The 20430-nt window shown below is 38.5% G+C and carries 13 protein-coding genes; 4 read left to right on the top strand and 9 right to left on the bottom strand.

Annotated elements, in window-relative coordinates; translation table 11 throughout:
- Window positions 1-5: 5 nt before the first annotated feature.
- Entirely contained in the window at window positions 6-344 is a 339-nt protein-coding gene (locus ACYQ1N_RS00340; protein ID WP_459831353.1) for a hypothetical protein, read from the top strand.
- Window positions 345-533: 189 nt separating this feature from the next.
- Here the strand turns inward: ACYQ1N_RS00340 and ACYQ1N_RS00345 are convergent, their stop codons facing one another.
- Window positions 534-1796, bottom strand: a complete 1263-nt coding sequence (locus ACYQ1N_RS00345; protein WP_459831354.1) for an O-acetylhomoserine aminocarboxypropyltransferase/cysteine synthase family protein — start codon at window positions 1794-1796, stop codon at window positions 534-536.
- Between the two features lie 155 nt (window positions 1797-1951).
- Window positions 1952-3004 carry a tRNA preQ1(34) S-adenosylmethionine ribosyltransferase-isomerase QueA gene (queA, locus tag ACYQ1N_RS00350; protein ID WP_459831356.1) on the bottom strand — a complete coding sequence of 351 codons (1053 nt, stop codon included), beginning with the start codon at window positions 3002-3004 and terminating at the stop codon, window positions 1952-1954.
- Between the two features lie 205 nt (window positions 3005-3209).
- On the opposite strand from queA, the gene ACYQ1N_RS00355 reads away from it, so the two are divergent.
- On the top strand, window positions 3210-4169 hold the full coding sequence (locus ACYQ1N_RS00355; protein ID WP_459831358.1) for a glycosyltransferase family 2 protein: 960 nt from the start codon (window positions 3210-3212) through the stop codon (window positions 4167-4169).
- Window positions 4170-4404: 235 nt separating this feature from the next.
- On the opposite strand, the gene pheT is transcribed toward ACYQ1N_RS00355, so the two are convergent.
- The 7 genes from pheT to ACYQ1N_RS00390 form a co-directional block, all read right to left on the bottom strand.
- Complete coding sequence (gene pheT / locus ACYQ1N_RS00360) at window positions 4405-6849, bottom strand: phenylalanine--tRNA ligase subunit beta (protein ID WP_459831360.1); 2445 nt, start codon at window positions 6847-6849, stop codon at window positions 4405-4407.
- A gap of 68 nt (window positions 6850-6917) precedes the next feature.
- Window positions 6918-7937: a phenylalanine--tRNA ligase subunit alpha gene (gene pheS, locus ACYQ1N_RS00365; RefSeq protein WP_459831751.1), complete on the bottom strand. Its 1020-nt coding sequence runs from the start codon at window positions 7935-7937 to the stop codon at window positions 6918-6920.
- A gap of 27 nt (window positions 7938-7964) precedes the next feature.
- Complete coding sequence (locus ACYQ1N_RS00370) at window positions 7965-9962, bottom strand: DUF5716 family protein (protein WP_459831362.1); 1998 nt, start codon at window positions 9960-9962, stop codon at window positions 7965-7967.
- Window positions 9963-9977: 15 nt separating this feature from the next.
- On the bottom strand, window positions 9978-13061 hold the full coding sequence (locus ACYQ1N_RS00375; RefSeq protein ID WP_459831364.1) for a DUF5717 family protein: 3084 nt from the start codon (window positions 13059-13061) through the stop codon (window positions 9978-9980).
- The gene (locus ACYQ1N_RS00380; RefSeq protein WP_459831366.1) at window positions 13054-14379 is read right to left on the bottom strand and encodes a replication-associated recombination protein A; all 1326 of its coding nucleotides are present in this window, start codon (window positions 14377-14379) and stop codon (window positions 13054-13056) included. The genes ACYQ1N_RS00375 and ACYQ1N_RS00380 overlap by 8 nt, the downstream gene beginning before the upstream one ends.
- A gap of 35 nt (window positions 14380-14414) precedes the next feature.
- Window positions 14415-15977, bottom strand: a complete 1563-nt coding sequence (locus ACYQ1N_RS00385) for a hypothetical protein (RefSeq protein ID WP_459831369.1) — start codon at window positions 15975-15977, stop codon at window positions 14415-14417.
- Window positions 15978-16050: 73 nt separating this feature from the next.
- Window positions 16051-17439, bottom strand: coding sequence for a glycine--tRNA ligase (locus tag ACYQ1N_RS00390; protein WP_459831371.1), 1389 nt, complete (start codon window positions 17437-17439; stop codon window positions 16051-16053).
- A 195-nt stretch (window positions 17440-17634) separates the two neighbouring features.
- On the opposite strand from ACYQ1N_RS00390, the gene ACYQ1N_RS00395 reads away from it, so the two are divergent.
- Both ACYQ1N_RS00395 and ACYQ1N_RS00400 read left to right on the top strand, forming a co-directional pair.
- Window positions 17635-18600, top strand: coding sequence for an MraY family glycosyltransferase (locus ACYQ1N_RS00395; protein WP_459831374.1), 966 nt, complete (start codon window positions 17635-17637; stop codon window positions 18598-18600).
- Between the two features lie 26 nt (window positions 18601-18626).
- Window positions 18627-20420: a flippase gene (locus ACYQ1N_RS00400; protein ID WP_459831378.1), complete on the top strand. Its 1794-nt coding sequence runs from the start codon at window positions 18627-18629 to the stop codon at window positions 20418-20420.
- Window positions 20421-20430 lie beyond the last annotated feature (10 nt).

Genomic DNA, 20430 nt, shown 5'->3' on the forward strand with positions numbered 1-20430 from the left:
ACGATATGGTTTTAAACACAAACATGAAATGCGAAAAAATCTTTGCAATGGTAATGTCTGCAGTAGGATTAATATTCTGTATAGTAGGCTTTGCCGGAACTGTTTCAATCGCCTCTTACGTAGGCACCGTTACAGTTATACCTTTACCTGTTATGCTTGTAGGTATGATATTCAGCCTGATCGGTTTATCATATGCCGGAGCAATAGGAAGTAAGGGCAGATGGACACCTTCGGTAATTATTTCATTCTGTATGGGTCTTGCTACATTTGTCGCTAACTTATACCTTATATTTACCGCAGCTAAATTTGCCGTTATTTTACATACAGTACACAGCATTTTTTAATATTACGTAATAAAAGGATTGTATATCAGTTTACTGTAGTTACAGCAAGCCGATATGCAATCCTTTTTTATTTAAAATTATTCGAGCCTCATAAGTCATTTTTTTGCCGATTTACGGATTATGCGTGACAGCGGACTTTTACCGCCCTAATACGCAAAATATCGGTATTAAACTGATTGAGCTTTAATATCATATTTTTGCAAGAGCCTGTTCAATATCCTCAATTATATCGTCAACATTTTCAAGCCCCACAGATAATCTCACCATTCCCGGTTCTATTCCCGCAAGTACAAGCTGTTCATCAGAGAGCTGTCTGTGAGTTTCGCTTGCCGGATGAAGCACACATGTACGAATGTCCGCAACATGAACTTCATTTGACGCAAGTTTTAAAGAATCCATGAATTTTATGGCATTATCCCTTCCGCCCTTAATTACAAAAGAAATAACTCCGCTTGATCCTTTAAGATATTTACGTGCGAGTTCATGGTTTTCATCGGATTCCAATCCAGGGTATCTAACCGATTCTATTTTATCTGATTTTTCCAGATATTCAGCCACCTTTAATGCGTTTTCACAATATCTTTCCATACGTACCGCAAGTGTTTCCAGACCGAGGTTAAGGAGAAATGCGGAATGTGCGGCAGGATAAACGCCGAAATCTCGCATAAGCTGCATTCTTGCTTTGATAATGTATGCGGCCTTTCCGTATGTTTCCGTATATGATATTCCGTGATATGTAATATCAGGCTCCGTAAGATCCGGGAAATTGCCGTTAGTCCAATCGAACTTACCGCTGTCTACAATGACGCCTCCGACCTGAACCGCATGACCGTCCATATACTTTGTTGTTGAATGAATGACTATGTCGGCACCGTAATCAAACGGCTTGCAAAGTATAGGAGTGGCAAATGTATTATCTACAATAAGAGGCACTCCGTGTTTATGAGCAATATTTGCAAATCTCTCTATGTCAAGAACCGTAAGAGCCGGATTTGCAATGGTTTCACCGAATACCGCCTTTGTATTCGGTTTGAATAATGCGTCAATCTCCTCATCGCTCATGCCTTTTTCGATATAAATACACTCTATTCCCAGCTTCTTTATTGTATGCGAGAATAAATTAATCGTTCCTCCGTATATTTCGGCCGCTGCCAATATACTGTCTCCGGCCTTGCATATATTGAGAATCGAAAGGAGAGATGCAGCCTGTCCCGAAGTGGTACACATGGCGCCTATTCCCCCTTCAAGTTCAGCTATTTTTTCTTCCACTGCCATTACCGTAGGATTGGCAAATCTTGAATAAATAAGTGATTTTGTCGGTTCGTCGAAAACCGATGCCACTTCTTCCGTAGAATCATAGACATATGTGGTACTCTGTACAATTGGAACCACTCTCGGCTCACCGTTTTTCGGCGTATATCCTGCATGCAAACATTTAGTTTCATCTCTCATAAAAATATCCTCCAACCTGTAACAGTAAATTTAATACCTATCTTTTTTCTATGTATATGGTATCACTTTTATTTATTAATAAATAATATCTTAAACTAATCACTATATATAGTTTTAAACTATATCAAAATGTTTATCCTATAACAAAATTCCCGTTATTTTATAAGCATTGCATCACCGAAACTAAAAAATCTGTATTTATTATTTACGGCTTCCCTATATGCGTTTAATACATTTTCCCTGCCTGCAAGAGCCGAAACAAGCATGATAAGGGTTGATTTAGGAAGATGAAAGTTTGTAATAAGAGCATCTACCGCCTTGAACTTATAACCGGGATATATAAATATTTCCGTTTCTCCGCTTCCTGCATGTATTACACCGTTTTCATCCGTAACGGATTCCAATGTTCTTGTGGAAGTTGTTCCGACGGATATTATTCTTCCTCCGGCAGCCTTCGTATCATTAAGTATCTTTGCGGTTTCTTCGCTCACTTCGTAATACTCTGAATGCATTTTGTGATCCAATATATTCTCCACCTGCACCGGTCTGAATGTTCCCAGTCCCACATGAAGCGTAACCGATACTATCTTTACTCCCTTTTCCTTTATCTTTTCCAAAAGGTCCTTTGTAAAATGAAGACCTGCCGTAGGCGCCGCCGCTGAGCCTTCTATTTTAGCGTAAACTGTCTGATATCTGTTCTTATCTTCAAGTCTGTGAGTAATATACGGCGGCAGCGGCATCTGACCCAGCTTATCCAGTATTTCTTCAAATATACCGTCATACTCAAATTCAACGATTCGATTGCCGTCGTCTTTTACCTCCGTAACCCTGCATAAAAGCTCAAAATCATATTCGCCTTCTCCTCCGAAGATGATTTCGTCACCCACTCTTGCCTTTTTGCCCGGTCGTGTAAGAACTTCCCATTTTGACTTTTCATCTTCAAGCCTTTTAAGAAGTAATACTTCTACTACTCCTCCCGTTTTTTTCCTGCCTATTAATCTCGCGGGTATTACCTTCGTATTATTTATGCAAAGACAGTCTCCGGGATTTAGAAAATCAATTACTTCTTTAAATACATGATGACTTGTTTTACCCGTATTTTTATCCAATACCAAAAGCTTTGATGACGATCTGTCCGCAAGCGGATCCTGTGCAATCTGCTCTTCGGGAAGAAAATAATCATAATCACTTACATTTAACTTATCCATAGCAGCCTCTCTTCATTAATTCAATTCTATCAGTATAATTCATAATACTGTTTTTTTACAGTACTTAATACTTCTTATTATCCGCGCATTATAAAAAAACGTTATCGTTACTTTTTTTGCGTTTTATTTAACAATATAATCAGCATTTTTATTTCCGATAGTGTAAAATATAATTCACTTACATCTGTTTGGAAAGGATATTGCAATGTTATCTGTCATTATTCCATCATATAATGAAGAAAAAATAATTAAAAAAACAGCGGAAACCATTACATCCATACTTCGCGATAATAATATCGAATATGAAATAATATTTGTTAATGACGGATCGTCAGACGGTACATGGACTGTAATAGAACAACTTTCTTATGACAATCCCGATATTAAAGGTGTCTGTTTCTCAAGAAATTTCGGAAAAGAATCCGCCATATTCGCAGGGCTCGCCGAATGCATCGGAGACGCTTGTGTCGTTATCGACTGCGACCTGCAGCATCCTCCCGAAAAGATTCCCGAAATGTATAAATTGTGGAAGGACGGTTACGAAATAGTCGAAGGCGTTAAATCATACAGGGGTGAAGAAAAAATAACTCACAGCCTTGCCGCCAACCGCTTTTATAAAATAATGAGCAAGGAAACGGGAACTGATATGTCCGACTCCTCGGACTATAAGCTATTAGACAGAAAAGTTATTAATACATTGCTGAATATGCCTGAAAAAAATACTTTCTTCAGAGCTCTGTCCTCTTGGGTGGGTTTTAAAAAAACATCCGTACGATATAAAGTCGCAAAACGTGAAGGCGGTGAGTCGAAGTGGAGCAGAATGTCTCTTATAAAATATGCTCTTTCCAATATTACGTCATTTACAACAAGACCCATGTACATAATATTGTACTGCGGCATTGCCGTGCTTATTATGGGTATTGTCCTGAGCATAATTGCACTTGTACAGAAATTTACCGGCAATTCAATAGGAGGATTTACAACCGTAATTATTCTCCTCTGTTTTACAAGCAGTGTAATAATGCTCAGCATAGGTGTGATAGGATATTATATTGCAAAAATATATGAAGAAGTAAAAGGAAGACCCCGATATATAATTTCATCTAAAACCGAAGTCAATAACAGATATAAAAGCGAAAGCACAACAGAGAAATGTGACGAATAACAGTCCTGCGGAAATGACATGAATCCCCGTGTCGGATCGAATTACAGCATTTTCCGAATATAATACTTAATAATAAAACGCTCAGCCCGTATATGTTACTCTTATATAACATATACGGGCTGAGCATATTTTTGTCATATCATTATGAACAACGGATTAAGCCTGATTCTACAGACCGGTATCCTTTAATTGTACGTCAAAAGTAAACCGACAATATTAATTATCAAAACTGCCGTTACTTTCTGAGTTCCGCGCCAAACGCTTCAAGTTTACCGATTATATTGTTCATTGTATTGTTTATTTCTTCATCGGAAAGGGTTCTGTCCTTAGCTCTCAGAGTTATTGAGAAGGCAACGGACTTAAGTCCCGTATCGATTCTGTCTCCCTCGTATACATCAAACAGCTTAACATCTTCAAGCAAATCTCCGCCGCCTTCAATAATCACTGATTCAATTCCTCCGACGGGAACGGTTCTCTCAACCGTTAAACTGAGATCTCTTTTTACAGCCGGGAAGTTGGCGATACCTGCGTACTTTATATCGAATGAAGCGTAATCATACAGTGTTTCGGTATCGATAACAGCCATATATACCTCTGTATCAATATTGTAATTGTCCGCCACATCCGGATGAATCTGTCCGAGATATCCAATGTATTTATCGCCGTAATAAATGTCCGCCTGACGTCCCGGATGAATAAACGGTCTTCTCGATGTTGCTTTATATGTGACTCTCTTATTCATCCTAAGAGATTCGAATACATTTTCAACATCACCCTTTAATGTGTAGAAATCTCCGTTACCGTAAAATGCCATGGTAAGTTTTTCAAGCTCCGTCGGAAGAGCATTTTTATCTTCCGTAGGAATATATACTTTCGCATATTCAAATAATTTCACATTTGAATTGTTCCTGTTATAATTTGTGGAAATACTTGTAAGCATACCGTTAACAGGCAGTGTACGCATAATGGAATAATCTTCTCCCAGAGGATTAAAGATTTCAACGGTTTTTCTTGCGGCGGCAACCTTTAAAAGCTTTAATTTATCAAATACTTTCGGACTTTCGAAGGAATATGTCATTATCTGTGAATATCCGCTTGCAAGAAGACTGTCCATGGCAGTATTTTTAATTCTCTCTTCAACCGAAATCCCACCTATTTCAAGACCTGCATTGCTTCCCTTCGGAATAGTTGTCGGAATATTCTTATATCCGAAAAATCTGGCAACTTCCTCAGCAATATCGGCATCGTTGTTCAAATCCTGTCTGAACGTAGGAATAATAAGACTGTTATTCTTCTCATCATATTCGATTTCAATATTGTTAAGGTAACCGAGCATATCTTCTTTTGATATATCAGTTCCGAGAAGTCTGTTGTAACTTTCCGGTTCAAATTCGATTATCTTCTTAACCGCCGGATTAGGATATATATCAATACATCCTCCGACAACTTCACCCGCTCCTAATTCTTCAATAAGCGCACATGCCCTGTTCATGGCATAGAGAGCAAGTTCCGGATCAAGTCCCTTTTCAAATTTGCCCGATGCATCCGTTCTCATGGAAAGTCTCTTAGCTGACTTTCTGATGTTTGTACCGTTAAAAGTGGCAGCCTCAAAAATAACTGTTTCCGCATCTTCCGTTATTTTTGAATTCTCGCCGCCCATAATGCCTGCAATACCTATGGCTCCTTCGCCGTCATTTATCATAAGTATATCTTTGTCAAGCTTTCTCTCCGCTTCGTCAAGAGTCTTAAATATCTCTCCGTCATTTGCCCTTGCAACAATAATCTCTTTACCGCGAATCGTGTTGTAATCAAATGCATGCATAGGCTGACCGGTTTCAACCATTACATAATTTGTAATATCCACTATGTTATTTATCGGTCTGATACCGCTTGCAATAAGTCTGTCCTGTATCCATAAAGGAGAAGGAGCGATTTTAATGTTTTTTACTGCTCTTGATACATATCTTGAACAAAGGTCCGTATCCTTTACGGTTACCTTAATGTAATCGTTTATGTTTTCTCCGTTTCCGGTTTCAGGAACAACCGGAGGAACAAACTTAAGATTAAATGTGGCAGCTGCCTCCCTCGCAATTCCGATAACGCTGTAACAGTCCACTCTGTTGTTGGTAATCTCGTATTCTGTGATCGTATCTCTTAGTCCGAGCTTCTCTATTGCGTCGTCACCCGGCTTTACGTCTCTTACAGATCCTTCACAATTAAATACATATATTCCGTCTTCCGGAGCTTCCGGATACTGATCTCTGCTTGCGCCGAGTTCTTCAATTCCGCACATCATACCGTCAGATTCTATTCCGCGAAGTTTACCTTTTTTTATTTTAATCCCGTCTTCATATGTTTTAGGATCTCCGTGTGCAGCCGCAACCTTTCCGCCGCTTAATACTACAGGCACAAGCTGTCCTGTTTCAACATTCCCTGCCCCCGTTACGATTTGTATTATTTCGTTTCCGATATTTACTTTGCAAACCTTAAGTTTATCTGCATCGGGATGTTTTTCAATGCTTACAATCTCACCGACCGTTATTTTTTCAAGGTTTTTGTCTAATCTTTTGTAATTCTCGACCTTGGTTCCCGAAAGAGTCATTGCATCGGCATAATCCTTATCCGATATATTCTCTAATCCCGGAACCAAAGCATTTAACCATCTCTTTGAAGTATCCATATATATTCCTCTTAATTCCGCATTCGGTACTGTACCTGTGATTTCCTAATATAATATTACAGTCCGTATTAAAATTGCTTTAAAAATCTCACATCATTTTCGTAAAGCAGCCTCATATCGTCTATTTCATATTTTAAAAGCGCAATTCTCTCAAGACCGATACCAAATGCAAAACCCGAATATTTTTTTCTGTCCACATTACATCTGTCAAGCACATTCGGATGAATCATTCCGCAGCCGAGAATTTCTATCCAACCTTCGCCCTTACACATTCTGCATCCTTTGCCGCCGCATTTAAAGCATGTAACGTCCATTTCGGCGCTCGGTTCCGTAAACGGGAAATGATGAGGTCTGAACTTAACTTTTGTATTTTCTCCGAACATTTTCTTTGCAAACGCTTCAAGAGTACCTTTAAGATCAGCGAATGTAATTCCCTCATCGATTACCATTCCTTCAACCTGATGGAAACAAGGGGAATGTGTCGCATCTACTTCATCGGATCTGAATACGCGTCCGGGAGCAATCATTCTGATAGGAATTTTCCCTTTTTCCATCTCGCGAACCTGAACAGGAGAAGTTTGAGTTCTCAAAACGATATCTTCATTAATGTAAAATGTGTCCTGCTCGTCCTTTGCGGGATGATCGGCAGGTATGTTGAGAGCTTCAAAGTTGTAATAGTCATATTCCACCTCAGGTCCGAATACAACCTTATATCCCAAACCGGTAAATATTCTCTCTATTTCTTCCAATGCAACCTGATTCGGATGCTTATGTCCCCTTTCGGACTTCTTTGCCGGAAGAGTAACGTCAATGGTCTCCTCCTCAAGCTGTCTCTGTCTTATCTCTCTTTTTATTCGTGTGGTTGTTGAAGAAATAAGCTCTTCCACTTCATTTCGGAGTTCATTAACCAACTGACCGAATTTAGGTTTCTCTTCCTTCGGAATATCCTTCATGGACTTCATTATTTCCGTCAGTTCACCCTTTTTTCCGATTGTCTTTACTCTTAAATCATTGAGAAATTCCAACGTTGCGGCATTTTTTATTGCGTCCGTAACTCTGTCTCGAATTTCTTTTATTTTGTTTTCTATTGTACTCATACTCTTCTCCATAACAGGTTAGATTGTAGTCTTTTTCTTGTATTCCCGCTTTAATTCAGATATAAGCGTGTTTCCCTTATCACTTAAATTGTTGATATTTATTCTGCTCAAATTATCAAAGTCAGCAAGCATATTTTTAATCTGCTCATATTCGACCGGAGAAATATCCTGGTCGCTTTTTGTATCCGACAACAGCCTTGATATGATTATCTTATGTATCAGCGTATCGTCCCGGCTGTTTTTATATGATTCCTCAAAACATTCCGCTGCCTGCCTGTACATAAACAAATTGGCATATGCAATACCCAGTGCATTATACACATCCGGTATAAAACTTATCGGAAGAGTCGGATCATTTTGTTCCTTTGTAAGATTATTTAATATCGGAACAGCTCTTCCGAACATATTATTGGATATAAAGGCCTTGGCTATTGAATATAATCTCAGCCTCGGATCTGCCGTCTCCATTGAGTCTAAAACGGGTTCTATCTTTTTTATATCTTCTTCGGAATAATAATCAACCAGCTTAAAAAGCGATAATAATATAAAGTTTAGGGACGCTCCGTTTTTAATCTGCCTGTATAATTTATCAGCCAAATCTTTTAACTTCAAATCATTCGCAATAAATTCCAGCAATTCCGAATTAAAGAATGTCCTTTGCATAAGAAAAATATTGCAATAAATATAATAACAGAGTTCCTCTGCGGAATGTATCCTTACTCCGGTTTCGGCGAGAGAAAATCCCGTTTCGCTCCTTATTCCGTTCGTTAACAGCACACTGCAGGGCATACTCGTTTCCGCATTCTCTTCAATATTAAAATCAAATGTGCGTGTAACCGTTTTACCCGACGATTTAAATATGTCTCCGAAGCCCAGGTCACTTATTGAAAATGTACACATATCCTCATTTTTAAATGATAATGACACTCTGACTCTTGTTGTCTTATTTTCTCTTACCGGAAATTCACTCAGATCTATAACTACTCTTCTCGGCGTTTTGCCTATGGGCGTAATGTATATCTGCATTGCATTTCTGTCCGTAAGAATACATTCAAATGAAGTTTCCTGTGAATCCGTATTTTTGCCCAGAGAAACTATCTCTATGTTCTCTTTTTCATTTTCTCTCAAAACACTTAGCGCAATCGAAACCGTCGTCCTGTTTTTACATGCAAGAACAGTTCCGTAAACGGAATTTCTCCCTATCGGGGTATTCATGTTTTTTATTGATCCGGACTTGCTGAACGGATTATATGCCGGCAATATACATGAAGTTGCCATAATGCATGCGCCTTTAACAAACAGATTCTGTCCCGCAAATATCCTGACTCCTCTTCCGTTTAATGATTTAACGATGTTTTCGGATATATTATCTCTGTCAAATCCCGGTCCCGTAAGGTATACGCTTGAAACTCTTTGCTCTTTTTCAAATGATTTGAAAAAGTCCGCAATCTTATCTTCAACAACCGAGATATCCAATTCACCTGATGCCACGGCACAAATATCTTTGTCATTAAGAACACGGATTTCATTCCCTATTACATTATAGCCCTTGTAAAATATAGTTCTTAATGTCGTGGATTCGATTCCGTATTCGGTATAATTCAGCAATCTTGTGCCATATAAAACGGCTTCCGGAATATCGTATGTATAATACGCAAATGCCTCCTCTTCACCGGCTAATATATACTGTTCCCTGTTAAGGCCCAATATTTTTAAGGCTTCTTTGAAGATTCTCCTGTTTTCTTCCGTATATCTGTGAATAACAATACATACTTTCTCAATATTTTCCGATTCGGTTCTTATCATGGCTTCATTTAACATTTTATCCACTAATTCAGCCAGTGCATCGGAAGATTTATCCGACAGAATTTCATTCAGTGATACCCGGTTGTCAAATACAGCCTTACCGTCGTCATCGTTTATAGGAGATACTTTCCCCGATTGTTCATGGAAAAAGGCAATTTGCGTTCTTTTGTCCTCCATGTCCAATCCCAATATGAGACCATGCTTATCCATATTTACCTCCTTTCTTTATAATGTGAAAAATTTATTGTTTATCATCAGTCTCTTATTGTATTCGGACAACTTTTCCTCTAATTTATCATTTTCTTCCAAAATATATAATTCGCTGATATCGTTAAGCATATCATATGCATTTTCAGATGATGAATCTTCCGTATAATCGTCTCTGTGCATTTCAATCGAAGAAGTATACTTCCTTCTGTTACCGTTAACGGTATGCTCGACTATTCTGTATTCAAAACTCTCTTCCGCGAAAATAACCAAAGGATAAATAAATATTCCGTAAACGGTTTCCTGCATATTAATCTCACCGTTTATCAAGACATTGCTTGCAATACTTCCGTGATATTCAATAATTATTTTATCAAACAACACCTGAGGCGTGTTCAGACAATCCTGAAGATTTTTCAGGAAATTAAAGTAATATCTCTTCATTACGCACTCATCCGTAATATTATTGCAAACCGGCACCAATTCCTTATCCAGCGGAGCCGCGTCTTTGGTTCCCGCATATTTAAGGAATGCCAGTTTCTCAATCATAAGAAGATTTTTATTCTGTTTCAGAGCATTTCCTATAAAATTAAATACATATGTGTCACACAACTCGTTTTTCACAAAATATACAAATGACTGATATGAAATATATGCATCTATTACCAGGCCTCTTATGCCTGCATCGGTTAATTCCTTAAACAGCTTTTCTGTTTCCCTGTATGGACACTTTGCATATAACAGTTTTGAAAGCAGTTCTTCCTTTTTCTTAAGCTCAAGTTCCGCATTTAATTCTTCAGCCGCTTCATTGTAATGCTCAGGAATTCCTACCCCGTTTTTTCGTATAAGAGAATTCAATTCAGATTCAAATTCATCGGTGAGTCCTCCTCTCAAGAGAAGGGTCTTGGCAAATGCAACCCCTCCGTCTCCGTCTTCGGATACTTTATCCTGCATATATCTGTATAAAAGATACATCGGTTCCGAGGCACATGAGGCCGCCGTATGCCGTAACATTTTTATATTCAGTCCCCTGTGAACCTCATACTTAACTTCATTTATGGCAAGACGGTTTCCATGCATATCTTCAATAAAGCACATTGCTTCATCATCGAAAGAGGATCCTTCCGTTATGACACATACAAAAGCACTTTTGTCTCTGAAAGGAACTTTCTTCCACTCCGTGAATTCTTTGTTTTTAATGTACAAATATGCAATATCGTCACTGTCCACGGTAATCTCCCACATGTTTTGCAGCTTAAACGCCGAAAGCGCCGTGGATTCATCTGTTGTAAGGGTGTCGTTCCATATCCATTCGTATATATATTTGAGATTCTTATCAATATGCATCTCTTTTAATTGTGTTTTTGCAAATATCTTTATCTGCACTTCATAATCATGGAATATATCGGCTATATTTTCCCGGTCTCTTAATACATTTGCATACAAAAACGCTTTCGTATGGTAATCTATTCTGCTTTCAAATACAAAATATCTGAGCACAACTTCAGGAAATACAACTTCCTTGTTGAAATCATGACTCATAAGATAATATTCATACAGCAACGTTATGTTGTGCCCGCTTTCTATGGCCTTTGCATAGTAAGGGACATATTTTTCACCTACTTTTCCGGCTCTTATCAGCTTGGTAGCCAGAGCGGTGATTACCGAATCTTTCAATTTCGAAAGTCTTTCCGATTTTGACAAATCTGCTTCTTTTTCGGTATTTTCTTTACCGTTTTCCGCCGATATCTCTTTTTCAATTCGGTCATATTCTCTTATCAGAAAATTAATTACCTCATCACTTGCCCTGCCGTCTTCGTGAATAACACTCATAAACCTTTCAACAAGTTTCGATTCCAAAAGGTCATACCTGAATGCATAATTAAGCACCTGAATTTCAAAGCTGTTAAGCATTCTGAGAAGAACCGGCTGTCTGTTCAGAATTTGGATGGCTTCGATGTAAATAATCGGTGATGTACATCCATCGGAATATGCATCCTTAAATCTTGCAAGCCACATACTTCCGTTATCGTTTCTTTTTTCATCTAATTGGTATTCGTAATACAATACCTGCCACGGAGTTCGGTCGATGCCGTTTAAAACATAATTGAATTCGTTAAATACCGTATCCCTTACTTCCTTTGAATCATTTATCAATGAATAAATAAAAATAGCCGTAAAATATGCAGGTGATTTCTTTTCCTTTTCGATTTTCAAAAGTTCTTCATTGGAAGTAATAATATTCTGAGCCGCTCCGCCCTCTCCGTTAAGGGCGTAAAGCATTGCTTTTGTCATTTGGTATTCTATATACAGTCTGTCCTGCTCCTCCGAATTGTTATACAGCTTTTCCAATTCGCCGTCTTCAAGTACGGCTTTGGACTCTGAAATAAACCCGTTGAAATCCTTTATTTTTGTCCTGAAATCAAGATATAACCGTTCTACTTCCTGCTCTTTTTTTCTCCATGCGGATGAAAATGTTTTTATAACTTCCTCTTTTTTTCGATAGGCGATTTTCGGTTCGCTGTCCTTCTCGTTAACATTATATCTTATACCCTTTGCGGAGAGCAGGCTTCTTATGGCCGTATTAACGTTGCTCTGCTTTCTGAACGCTCTGTACAGAGCCGTATCCTCTGAATCAGAATGTAATACGACATTTTCAAAGTCATCGGACATGAAAAGATGAACCGCTGCGTCCCGGTCTTTATCGTAAACATCCGCAAATGTATTGATGTCTTCGATGATACCGGCCGGTGTCTCAACGGTTTTTCTTATTACATTAAAATTATATTTTATTTCAGCCTTACCTGCATTTGTATATGCAATGAATTTTCCTTCTATGGTTTCTCCCGGTTTTGAATGAGAAGCATCGACACGAAATTCTATGATACAGTCTTTACCCGCAAAAGAGTCTTCTTTGGGTATTACCGCTTTGTTGGTGCTCTCAATCAGACCGTTTATATCTCCGTCCGCGGAAATTGTTATGCTGTCTCTTATTGTATCTCCCGCAACCACAGATCTGTCGATCTCGCCGTCGCAGGATACAATCTTAGGAATATCCAGATCAAATTCGCCTTTACTAAGCCTGTTTAAATACTTATTCATTATTGCCCTCCAAAGATCTCAGATATTCGCCTATATTTTTCTCATATCCCTGACCGTCAGGTATATAGAATTTTTCGTTTTTAAATTCGTCCGGCAAGTATTGTTGTTTAACATAGTGATTCGGATATGAATGAGAATATTTATATCCGACTCCGTGACCGAGTTCTTTCGCTCCGCCGTAATGGGAATCCTTAAGATGCGGCGGAACATCAGCCGTACCCTTTGTTTTTACAAGTTTAAGTGCCTTTTCGATTGCCATATATGAAGCATTGCTTTTAGGTGCACAAGCCACATAAATCGCTGCCTGTGACAATATTATTCTTGCTTCCGGCATTCCTACCCTTTCAACGGCAAGCGATGCGTTAACGGCAAGAATAAGAGCCTGCGGGTCCGCATTTCCCACATCCTCGGAAGCACATATGATTATTCTTCTTGCGATAAACTTTATATCCTCACCCGATTCAAGCATTTTAGCCAAATAAAATACGGCTGCGTCCGGATCGGAGCCTCTCATGCTTTTTATAAATGCGGATACGGTGTCATAATGGTTATCTCCGTCCTTATCATAACTGAGAGATCTTTTTTGTATACATTCTTCCGCCGTGCTTAAATCAATATTAACATTTCCGTCCCTGTCCGGCTTTGTGGTAAGAACCGCTAACTCTATGGCATTTAAAGCCGTTCTGGCGTCTCCGTTTGAGTATTCGGATAAAAATTCCAACGCATTGTCTTCAATATGAACATTGAAATCGCCCAATCCCTTTTTTGAATCGGATATTGCCCGCAACAGCAGCTCTTTTATATCATTTGAATCCAACGGTTTCAGTTCAAACAAAAGCGATCTCGAAATAAGCGCGCCGTTAACTTCAAAATACGGATTTTCCGTTGTTGCACCTATTAAAATAATCGTTCCGTTTTCCACATACGGAAGTAAAAAATCCTGCTGTCCCTTGTTGAATCTGTGTATCTCATCCACAAATAAAATTGTCTTTCGTCCGTACATGGCAAATGTCTTTTCCGCATCGGAAACAATATCTTCCATGTCCTTTTTCCCGGAAGAAACCGCGTTTAACTTTTTAAATTCCGATTTGCTGGTCATTGCTATCACATGAGCTATTGATGTCTTGCCTGTACCCGGAGGCCCCCAGAATATAAGCGAGCTCAGCTTATCGGCTTTTATGGCTCTGTAAAGGAGCTTCCCGGGAGATAATATATCCTTTTGTCCGATAATCTCATCTATGGACTCCGGTCTCATTCTGTCTGCAAGAGGCGACATTTCATTTTTATTTTTTTCTCTTAGTAGGTCGTATATATCCATATTCTTACCGATTGATCACTTGCGGTACACCGATATTACCCTGCGATCCAAAAATCGTCCGCTGTTCCTTTCGTTTCAGAAGTTTTATCCATGACATCTATACTATATATTTTTTTCTTGTCTATGTATATTAAATTGCCGTCCTTTTTGCAAATTTTGGTCAGATATTCGGAAACATCGGCAACCTTTTCTCCCGACTTATTCGAATTACCGGAATAATACAGACCGCTGCCTATTTTATATACGAATCCGCTGTCATTTTGCACATTAAGAAGAGTTCCGTTATCCACTCCCGAAGCGAGAATCTTTGTTTCCGATCCTTTAATTGCCTTGAGTTCGTTGTTGTCATTGACATAAATAAGAGTATCTTTCTTATCGTCCCATAAATAATCACCGGAGCTGTCAAGACTGTCTATATCTTCAAAACTTTTTAACGCCGCATCGTAATATGCTCTTTTTAAACCTGAATTGGCAACGGCATATATTGCATGATTTTTAGAGTCATATATGTAAGACTTAACACTGTCCTCTAACTGTGCAACAAATGTATCGGTATTTGACGATGTGTCATATAAATGAACTCCGCTGCCGTCCTTGTAGATAAACTTATCTGCATATTTATTGTTATTAACCAGATATTGACTGTATATCAGTTCACCGTCCTCTTCATTTGACTCTACGTTAACCGAAGCTACGTCTTTTGCTATCAATGTTTTATCGGAAGAAGAATAATCATATGTATAAAGTTCCTTTGAATTGTTCAATACTATTATTTTATTCTGTTCTCCGTATACATAAGTCTTGCTTACGGAAGGTTCTATCATGGATACATTTCCGTCTGAATCATCCTCATATTTATCATATAAATACAAAGATGTATCGCCTGTTTTTAAACCTTCATCCTGAACGTCCGTTTCCGTAAAAATAACGTCTCCGCTGTCCGTGACATCTCTTATCTCAATCATTTTATCTGATTCGGTCAGGGTTTTCGATTCCGTTTTATTTTCTCCGTACAGTGCGGTTACTTTATATACACTGCCGTTTATTTCATCGCCCGTTGAACTTACAACGGCTATATAATTGCCGTTATCAGATGACACTTTCTGCATTACTTCCCCATCCGATACATATGTGCCGTCTGTTTCCGTAAATAAGTTTTTATTTATGTTAAATACAGTATCACCGGTACTTTGTTCTTCTTTAAAATCACCTTTGTCATATTTATATATTCCTGCGTCTCTGTAAATATATAAATCATGGTCATTCATTTCGTGAACCCTGTCCACGATTATCACAACGGAAATAACAGCCGCTGCGGAAATATCAAAACAAAGTACGGCTTTTTTCAGAAAATCTTTTTTTACCTTATGAAATTTAGTCGATACGCTTTTTCCGTACGACATGCCTTTTCCGTACTTTTCTCTTTTTATTTCGTCTTCGTCTTCTTCATGTCTTTTTCTGTCTGAATGTTCCGTAAAGCACAGTTCATAGTGATCTTTGTGTTCTCTTTCTTTTTTTGTATCAATACGCATATAGTATCCGTCGCAATACGGACATTTTTTACCCATATGCTCCCAGCCGCAATTAGGACAAATCATAAAATCTCCCTATAGATGAGATTAAGAGCCAATATTGGCTCTTAATCTTACTTGATCTATGTATTTTTAGTAATCAGAATTCAAATTTACCGTCGAAGTAATTATTAAGCTCGCTAATATTTATTCTTACCTGTTCCATTGTATCTCTGTCTCTGACAGTGACTTTTCCGTCTTCTTCGGTCTCGAAGTCCACGGTGATACAGAATGGTGTTCCGATCTCATCCTGTCTTCTGTATCTCTTTCCGATGTTGCCTCTGTCATCAAATTCACAGTTATATTTTTTAGACAATTCATCGTAAATCTCAAGTGCTTTGTCATTAAGTTTTTTGGACAATGGAAGTATTCCGATTTTAACCGGCGCAATTGCAGGATGGAAATGCATTACCGTCCTTACATCGCCTTCTCCAAGCTCTTCTTCGTCATATGCCGCACAAAGAAAAGCAAGAGTAACTCTGTCTGCGCCAAGTGAAGGTTCAATGACATAAGGGATGTACTTTTCGCCGGTTTCATCGTCAAAGTATGTCATATCCTGACCGCTGAATTCCTGATGCTGTTTTAAATCATAATCTGTTCTGTCCGCAATACCCCAAAGCTCACCCCATCCGAATGGGAATTTAAATTCAAGATCCGTTGTTGCTTTGGAATAGAATGATAATTCTTCTTTATCGTGATCTCTTGCTCTGATGTCTTCTTCTTTGATACCGAGAGTAACCAGCCAGTTATAGCAGAATGTTCTCCAGTATTCAAACCACTCAAGGTCTGTTCCCGGCTTACAGAAAAATTCAAGCTCCATTTGCTCAAATTCTCTTATTCTGAAAATAAAGTTGCCCGGCGTGATTTCATTTCTGAACGACTTACCTATCTGACCGATACCGAACGGAAGTTTTTTTCTTGATGTTCTTGCAACATTCTTAAAGTTAACAAAGATTCCCTGTGCAGTCTCAGGTCTGAGATATACCGTATTTTTGGCATCTTCGGTTACGCCCTGGAATGTTTTAAACATAAGATTAAACTGTCTGATATCCGTAAAATTGTGCGCTCCGCATGAAGGACAGTTTATCCCGTGTTCATCGACAAACTCTTTCATTGCTTCCTTTGTCCATCCGTCAACCGAAGATGTAAGCTCATAGTTGTTGTCCTCAGCCCACTCTTCAATCAACTTATCGGCTCTGAAACGCTCATGACACTCTTTGCAGTCCATAAGCGGATCGGAGAATCCGCCGATATGACCGGAAGCTTCCCATGTTCTTGGGTTCATGAGAATAGCTGCGTCAATACCAACATTATATCTTGATTGCCTGATGAACTTATCCCACCAAGCTCTCTTAATGTTATTTTTAAGCTCAACGCCAAGATTGCCGTAATCCCATGCATTGGCAAGTCCGCCGTAAATTTCCGAACCCGGATATACAAATCCTCTCGCCTTTGCCAGGGATACAATTTTATCCATTGAATAATCCATCCATTTTCTCCCGCAAATAAATTTTATGAACACAATATATAATGAATATAATTACATTTATCCATTAATATGTTTAATAAATATAACTCTTTTTATGTTTATATTCAAGAATTTCATTGTGCTTTCATAACTTTAATATATATTTTAATTGTGTTATAATTTTAAACTAAAATATTATAAAGAAGGGAATAAAACATGTTTGCTTTTCTCGTTTCGGAACAATACCAAAGCATAGTTATTTTTGTGGGTATTGTCGTGTCATTTGTTGCGGCATTTTTTTTATTCGGAAACGCAAAGCGTTTTCTTCCGAGAGATGCCGGAAGAGAATATGCCGTTAACGGCGCCAAATCAAAAGGCAAAGCAAGAGGCGCAGGGTTAATACTCATACTTACGTTTATCAGCGCCGTTATTTTATTTGTGGACTTCACCCCCGAAATATTAATATATCTGCTGCTTTTAACCGCGGAAATGGTTGCGGGATTCCTTGACGATTCATCATCCGTTTCATGGGGTGAGAGAAAAAAGGCAATGCTTGACCTTGGAATATCCGTTATATTTGCCATAACATACCTGGTATATAATCCATCCACATTTAATCTTTCATTTATAAATGTTACGGTGCATATTCATCCGGTTTTATATGCTATCCTTATTGTAATATTGGTTTTTGTAAGTATAAATGTAACAAATTGTGCGGACGGAGTGGATGGACTGTGCGGATCTCAATGTATTATCGCATTCGGAACCGTTATTGCAATTATGCACAAATACGGCATTGCAGCCAACTTCTCTCATATGCTCGTAATGCTTTTGGCCGTATTGGGAGCATATATGTGGTTTAATTCAAGTCCAAGCTCCATTCTTATGGGTGATGCAGGGTCGAGAGCCTTGGGATTTTTACTCGCCGTTTCCTGTATTAAGCTCGGACATCCGGTGCTGTTTTTACTGATTGCCTTTATTCTTATTGTAGACGGCGGTCTCGGACTTGCGAAACTGACTTTTACAAGAATATTAAAACGACCTGTAATGACCGGCATAAGAACTCCTATTCACGACCACTTCAGAAAAAACCTGGGCTGGTCCGATACCCATGTGGTTAACAGATTTGCCATAATTCAGGCTGTTATCGCGATGTGTCTTATATTCACTGTCGTTCAATAGAAATTACTTGATCTCGGAGACTTAAATTGGCTAAATTAAAAGTACATTCGGTTAAATATAACTTTTTAATGAACTTCATACTTACGGCGTCCGGATTTATATTCCCTCTTATTACATTTCCGTATGTATCTGTAGTTCTCGGAGCTACATCCAACGGTATAGTTTCGTTTGTAGCATCCTATTCTGCATACTTTTTAATGGTTGCACAATTAGGAGTCCCTACATACGGCATTCGTGCATGTGCAAGAGTAAGAGATGATAAAGAAAAACTCTCAAAAACCGCGCATGAAATCTTTATTATTAATATTATAATGTCTGTGCTGGTTCTCGGAGCATATATTCTGTCAATCTTTTTGATACCGTCACTTGCGGAAAACAGAATACTTTTGCTTATTTATTCCGTGACCATAGTAATGAATGCTTTCGGTATGGAGTGGCTGTACAAAGCTGTCGAACAATACGACTATATTACGGTGCGATCTCTTATTTTTAAATTAATAAGCATCGGTCTCATGTTTGCCTTTGTCCATCAATCTTCAGATTACATTATATATGCACTCACTTTGGTATTATCACAGGTCGGCTCCTATGTTCTTAACTTCATAAGAATTCGTAAATTTATTACGTTAAAGCCGTTTAAACATTATAACCTGAGGCGACACATTAAGCCCTTATTGCTTCTGTTTTCACAGAGCATTGCCATATCCATATATACTAATTTGGATACCATCATGCTGGGCTTCATGAGCACATATGAACAGGTTGGTTTTTATAATGCATCAATTCGATTACAAAGCATAATCGCAAGTTTTGTTGCATCACTCGGTACGGTACTCCTCCCGAGAATGTCTTATTACGTAAAGAACAAAGAGTCCGATAAATTCCTTTCGCTTATGGGAAAGGCACTTAATTATGCAACTTTCATATCCATGCCCCTTGCCGTTTTTGTATCGGTAATGGCCGGTGATATAATTACATTCATTGCCGGTCAGGGATATTACGGAGCCGTGGGAAGTATAATCTTTCTTTCTCTCTCGGTTGTTGCTTTGGGACTTACCAATATTATAGGACTTCAGGTTCTTACTCCTTTGAACAAGGATAAATACGTACTGATCTCCGTAATAATCGGTGCGGTTGTCGATTTTGTACTTAACTTCTTCTGGATTCCGATATACGGAGCAACCGGAGCCGCACTTTCAACTCTTATATGTGAATTTGCCGTATTGGCTGTTCAGATATTTTTTGCAAGAAAACTTCTTGCACATGTTAAGAAAACCATTTATCTGTATAAGTACATTATTTTAGGAATTGCGGCTGCCGTTCCCGTATATTTTATACAATATTGGGGCATACCTTTTTCAATTGTAAGGTTAATTATCGGAGGCGTAATATACGCGGCTCTTTACCTGGGAGGTTTGGCTGTCATCAAAGATCCTCTTGTAAATGAAGTATTCCTATTTGTAAAAGGAAAGCTGAAAAAGAAGAAAGCAGACGAAGTCGGTAACGAAACCGATGAAAATAATATATCCGAAGCATTGCCCGCGGCTTCATCGGAAGGCAGTATTTCTGACGAAGTTTCCGTTCGGTCCGACGCGAATGATAAAACAGCCGACGACATTGTCCTGGACAGCTTTTTCGATTCGGATGTTGACGGAGATGATGTAAAATCCTTTGAAAATGCAAGGAAAAGAACGGACATTTTCGATGATGATTTGTTCGGAGACAAAAACAGCTCCCATAAAAGTTCTGATAACAACTCAGATAATAAACCCGGCGATAAATCCGATAATAATCCAAACGGTAATAAGAAAAAATTATAATACAGTCCGA

It is taken from the genome of Howardella ureilytica, from assembly GCF_054657495.1.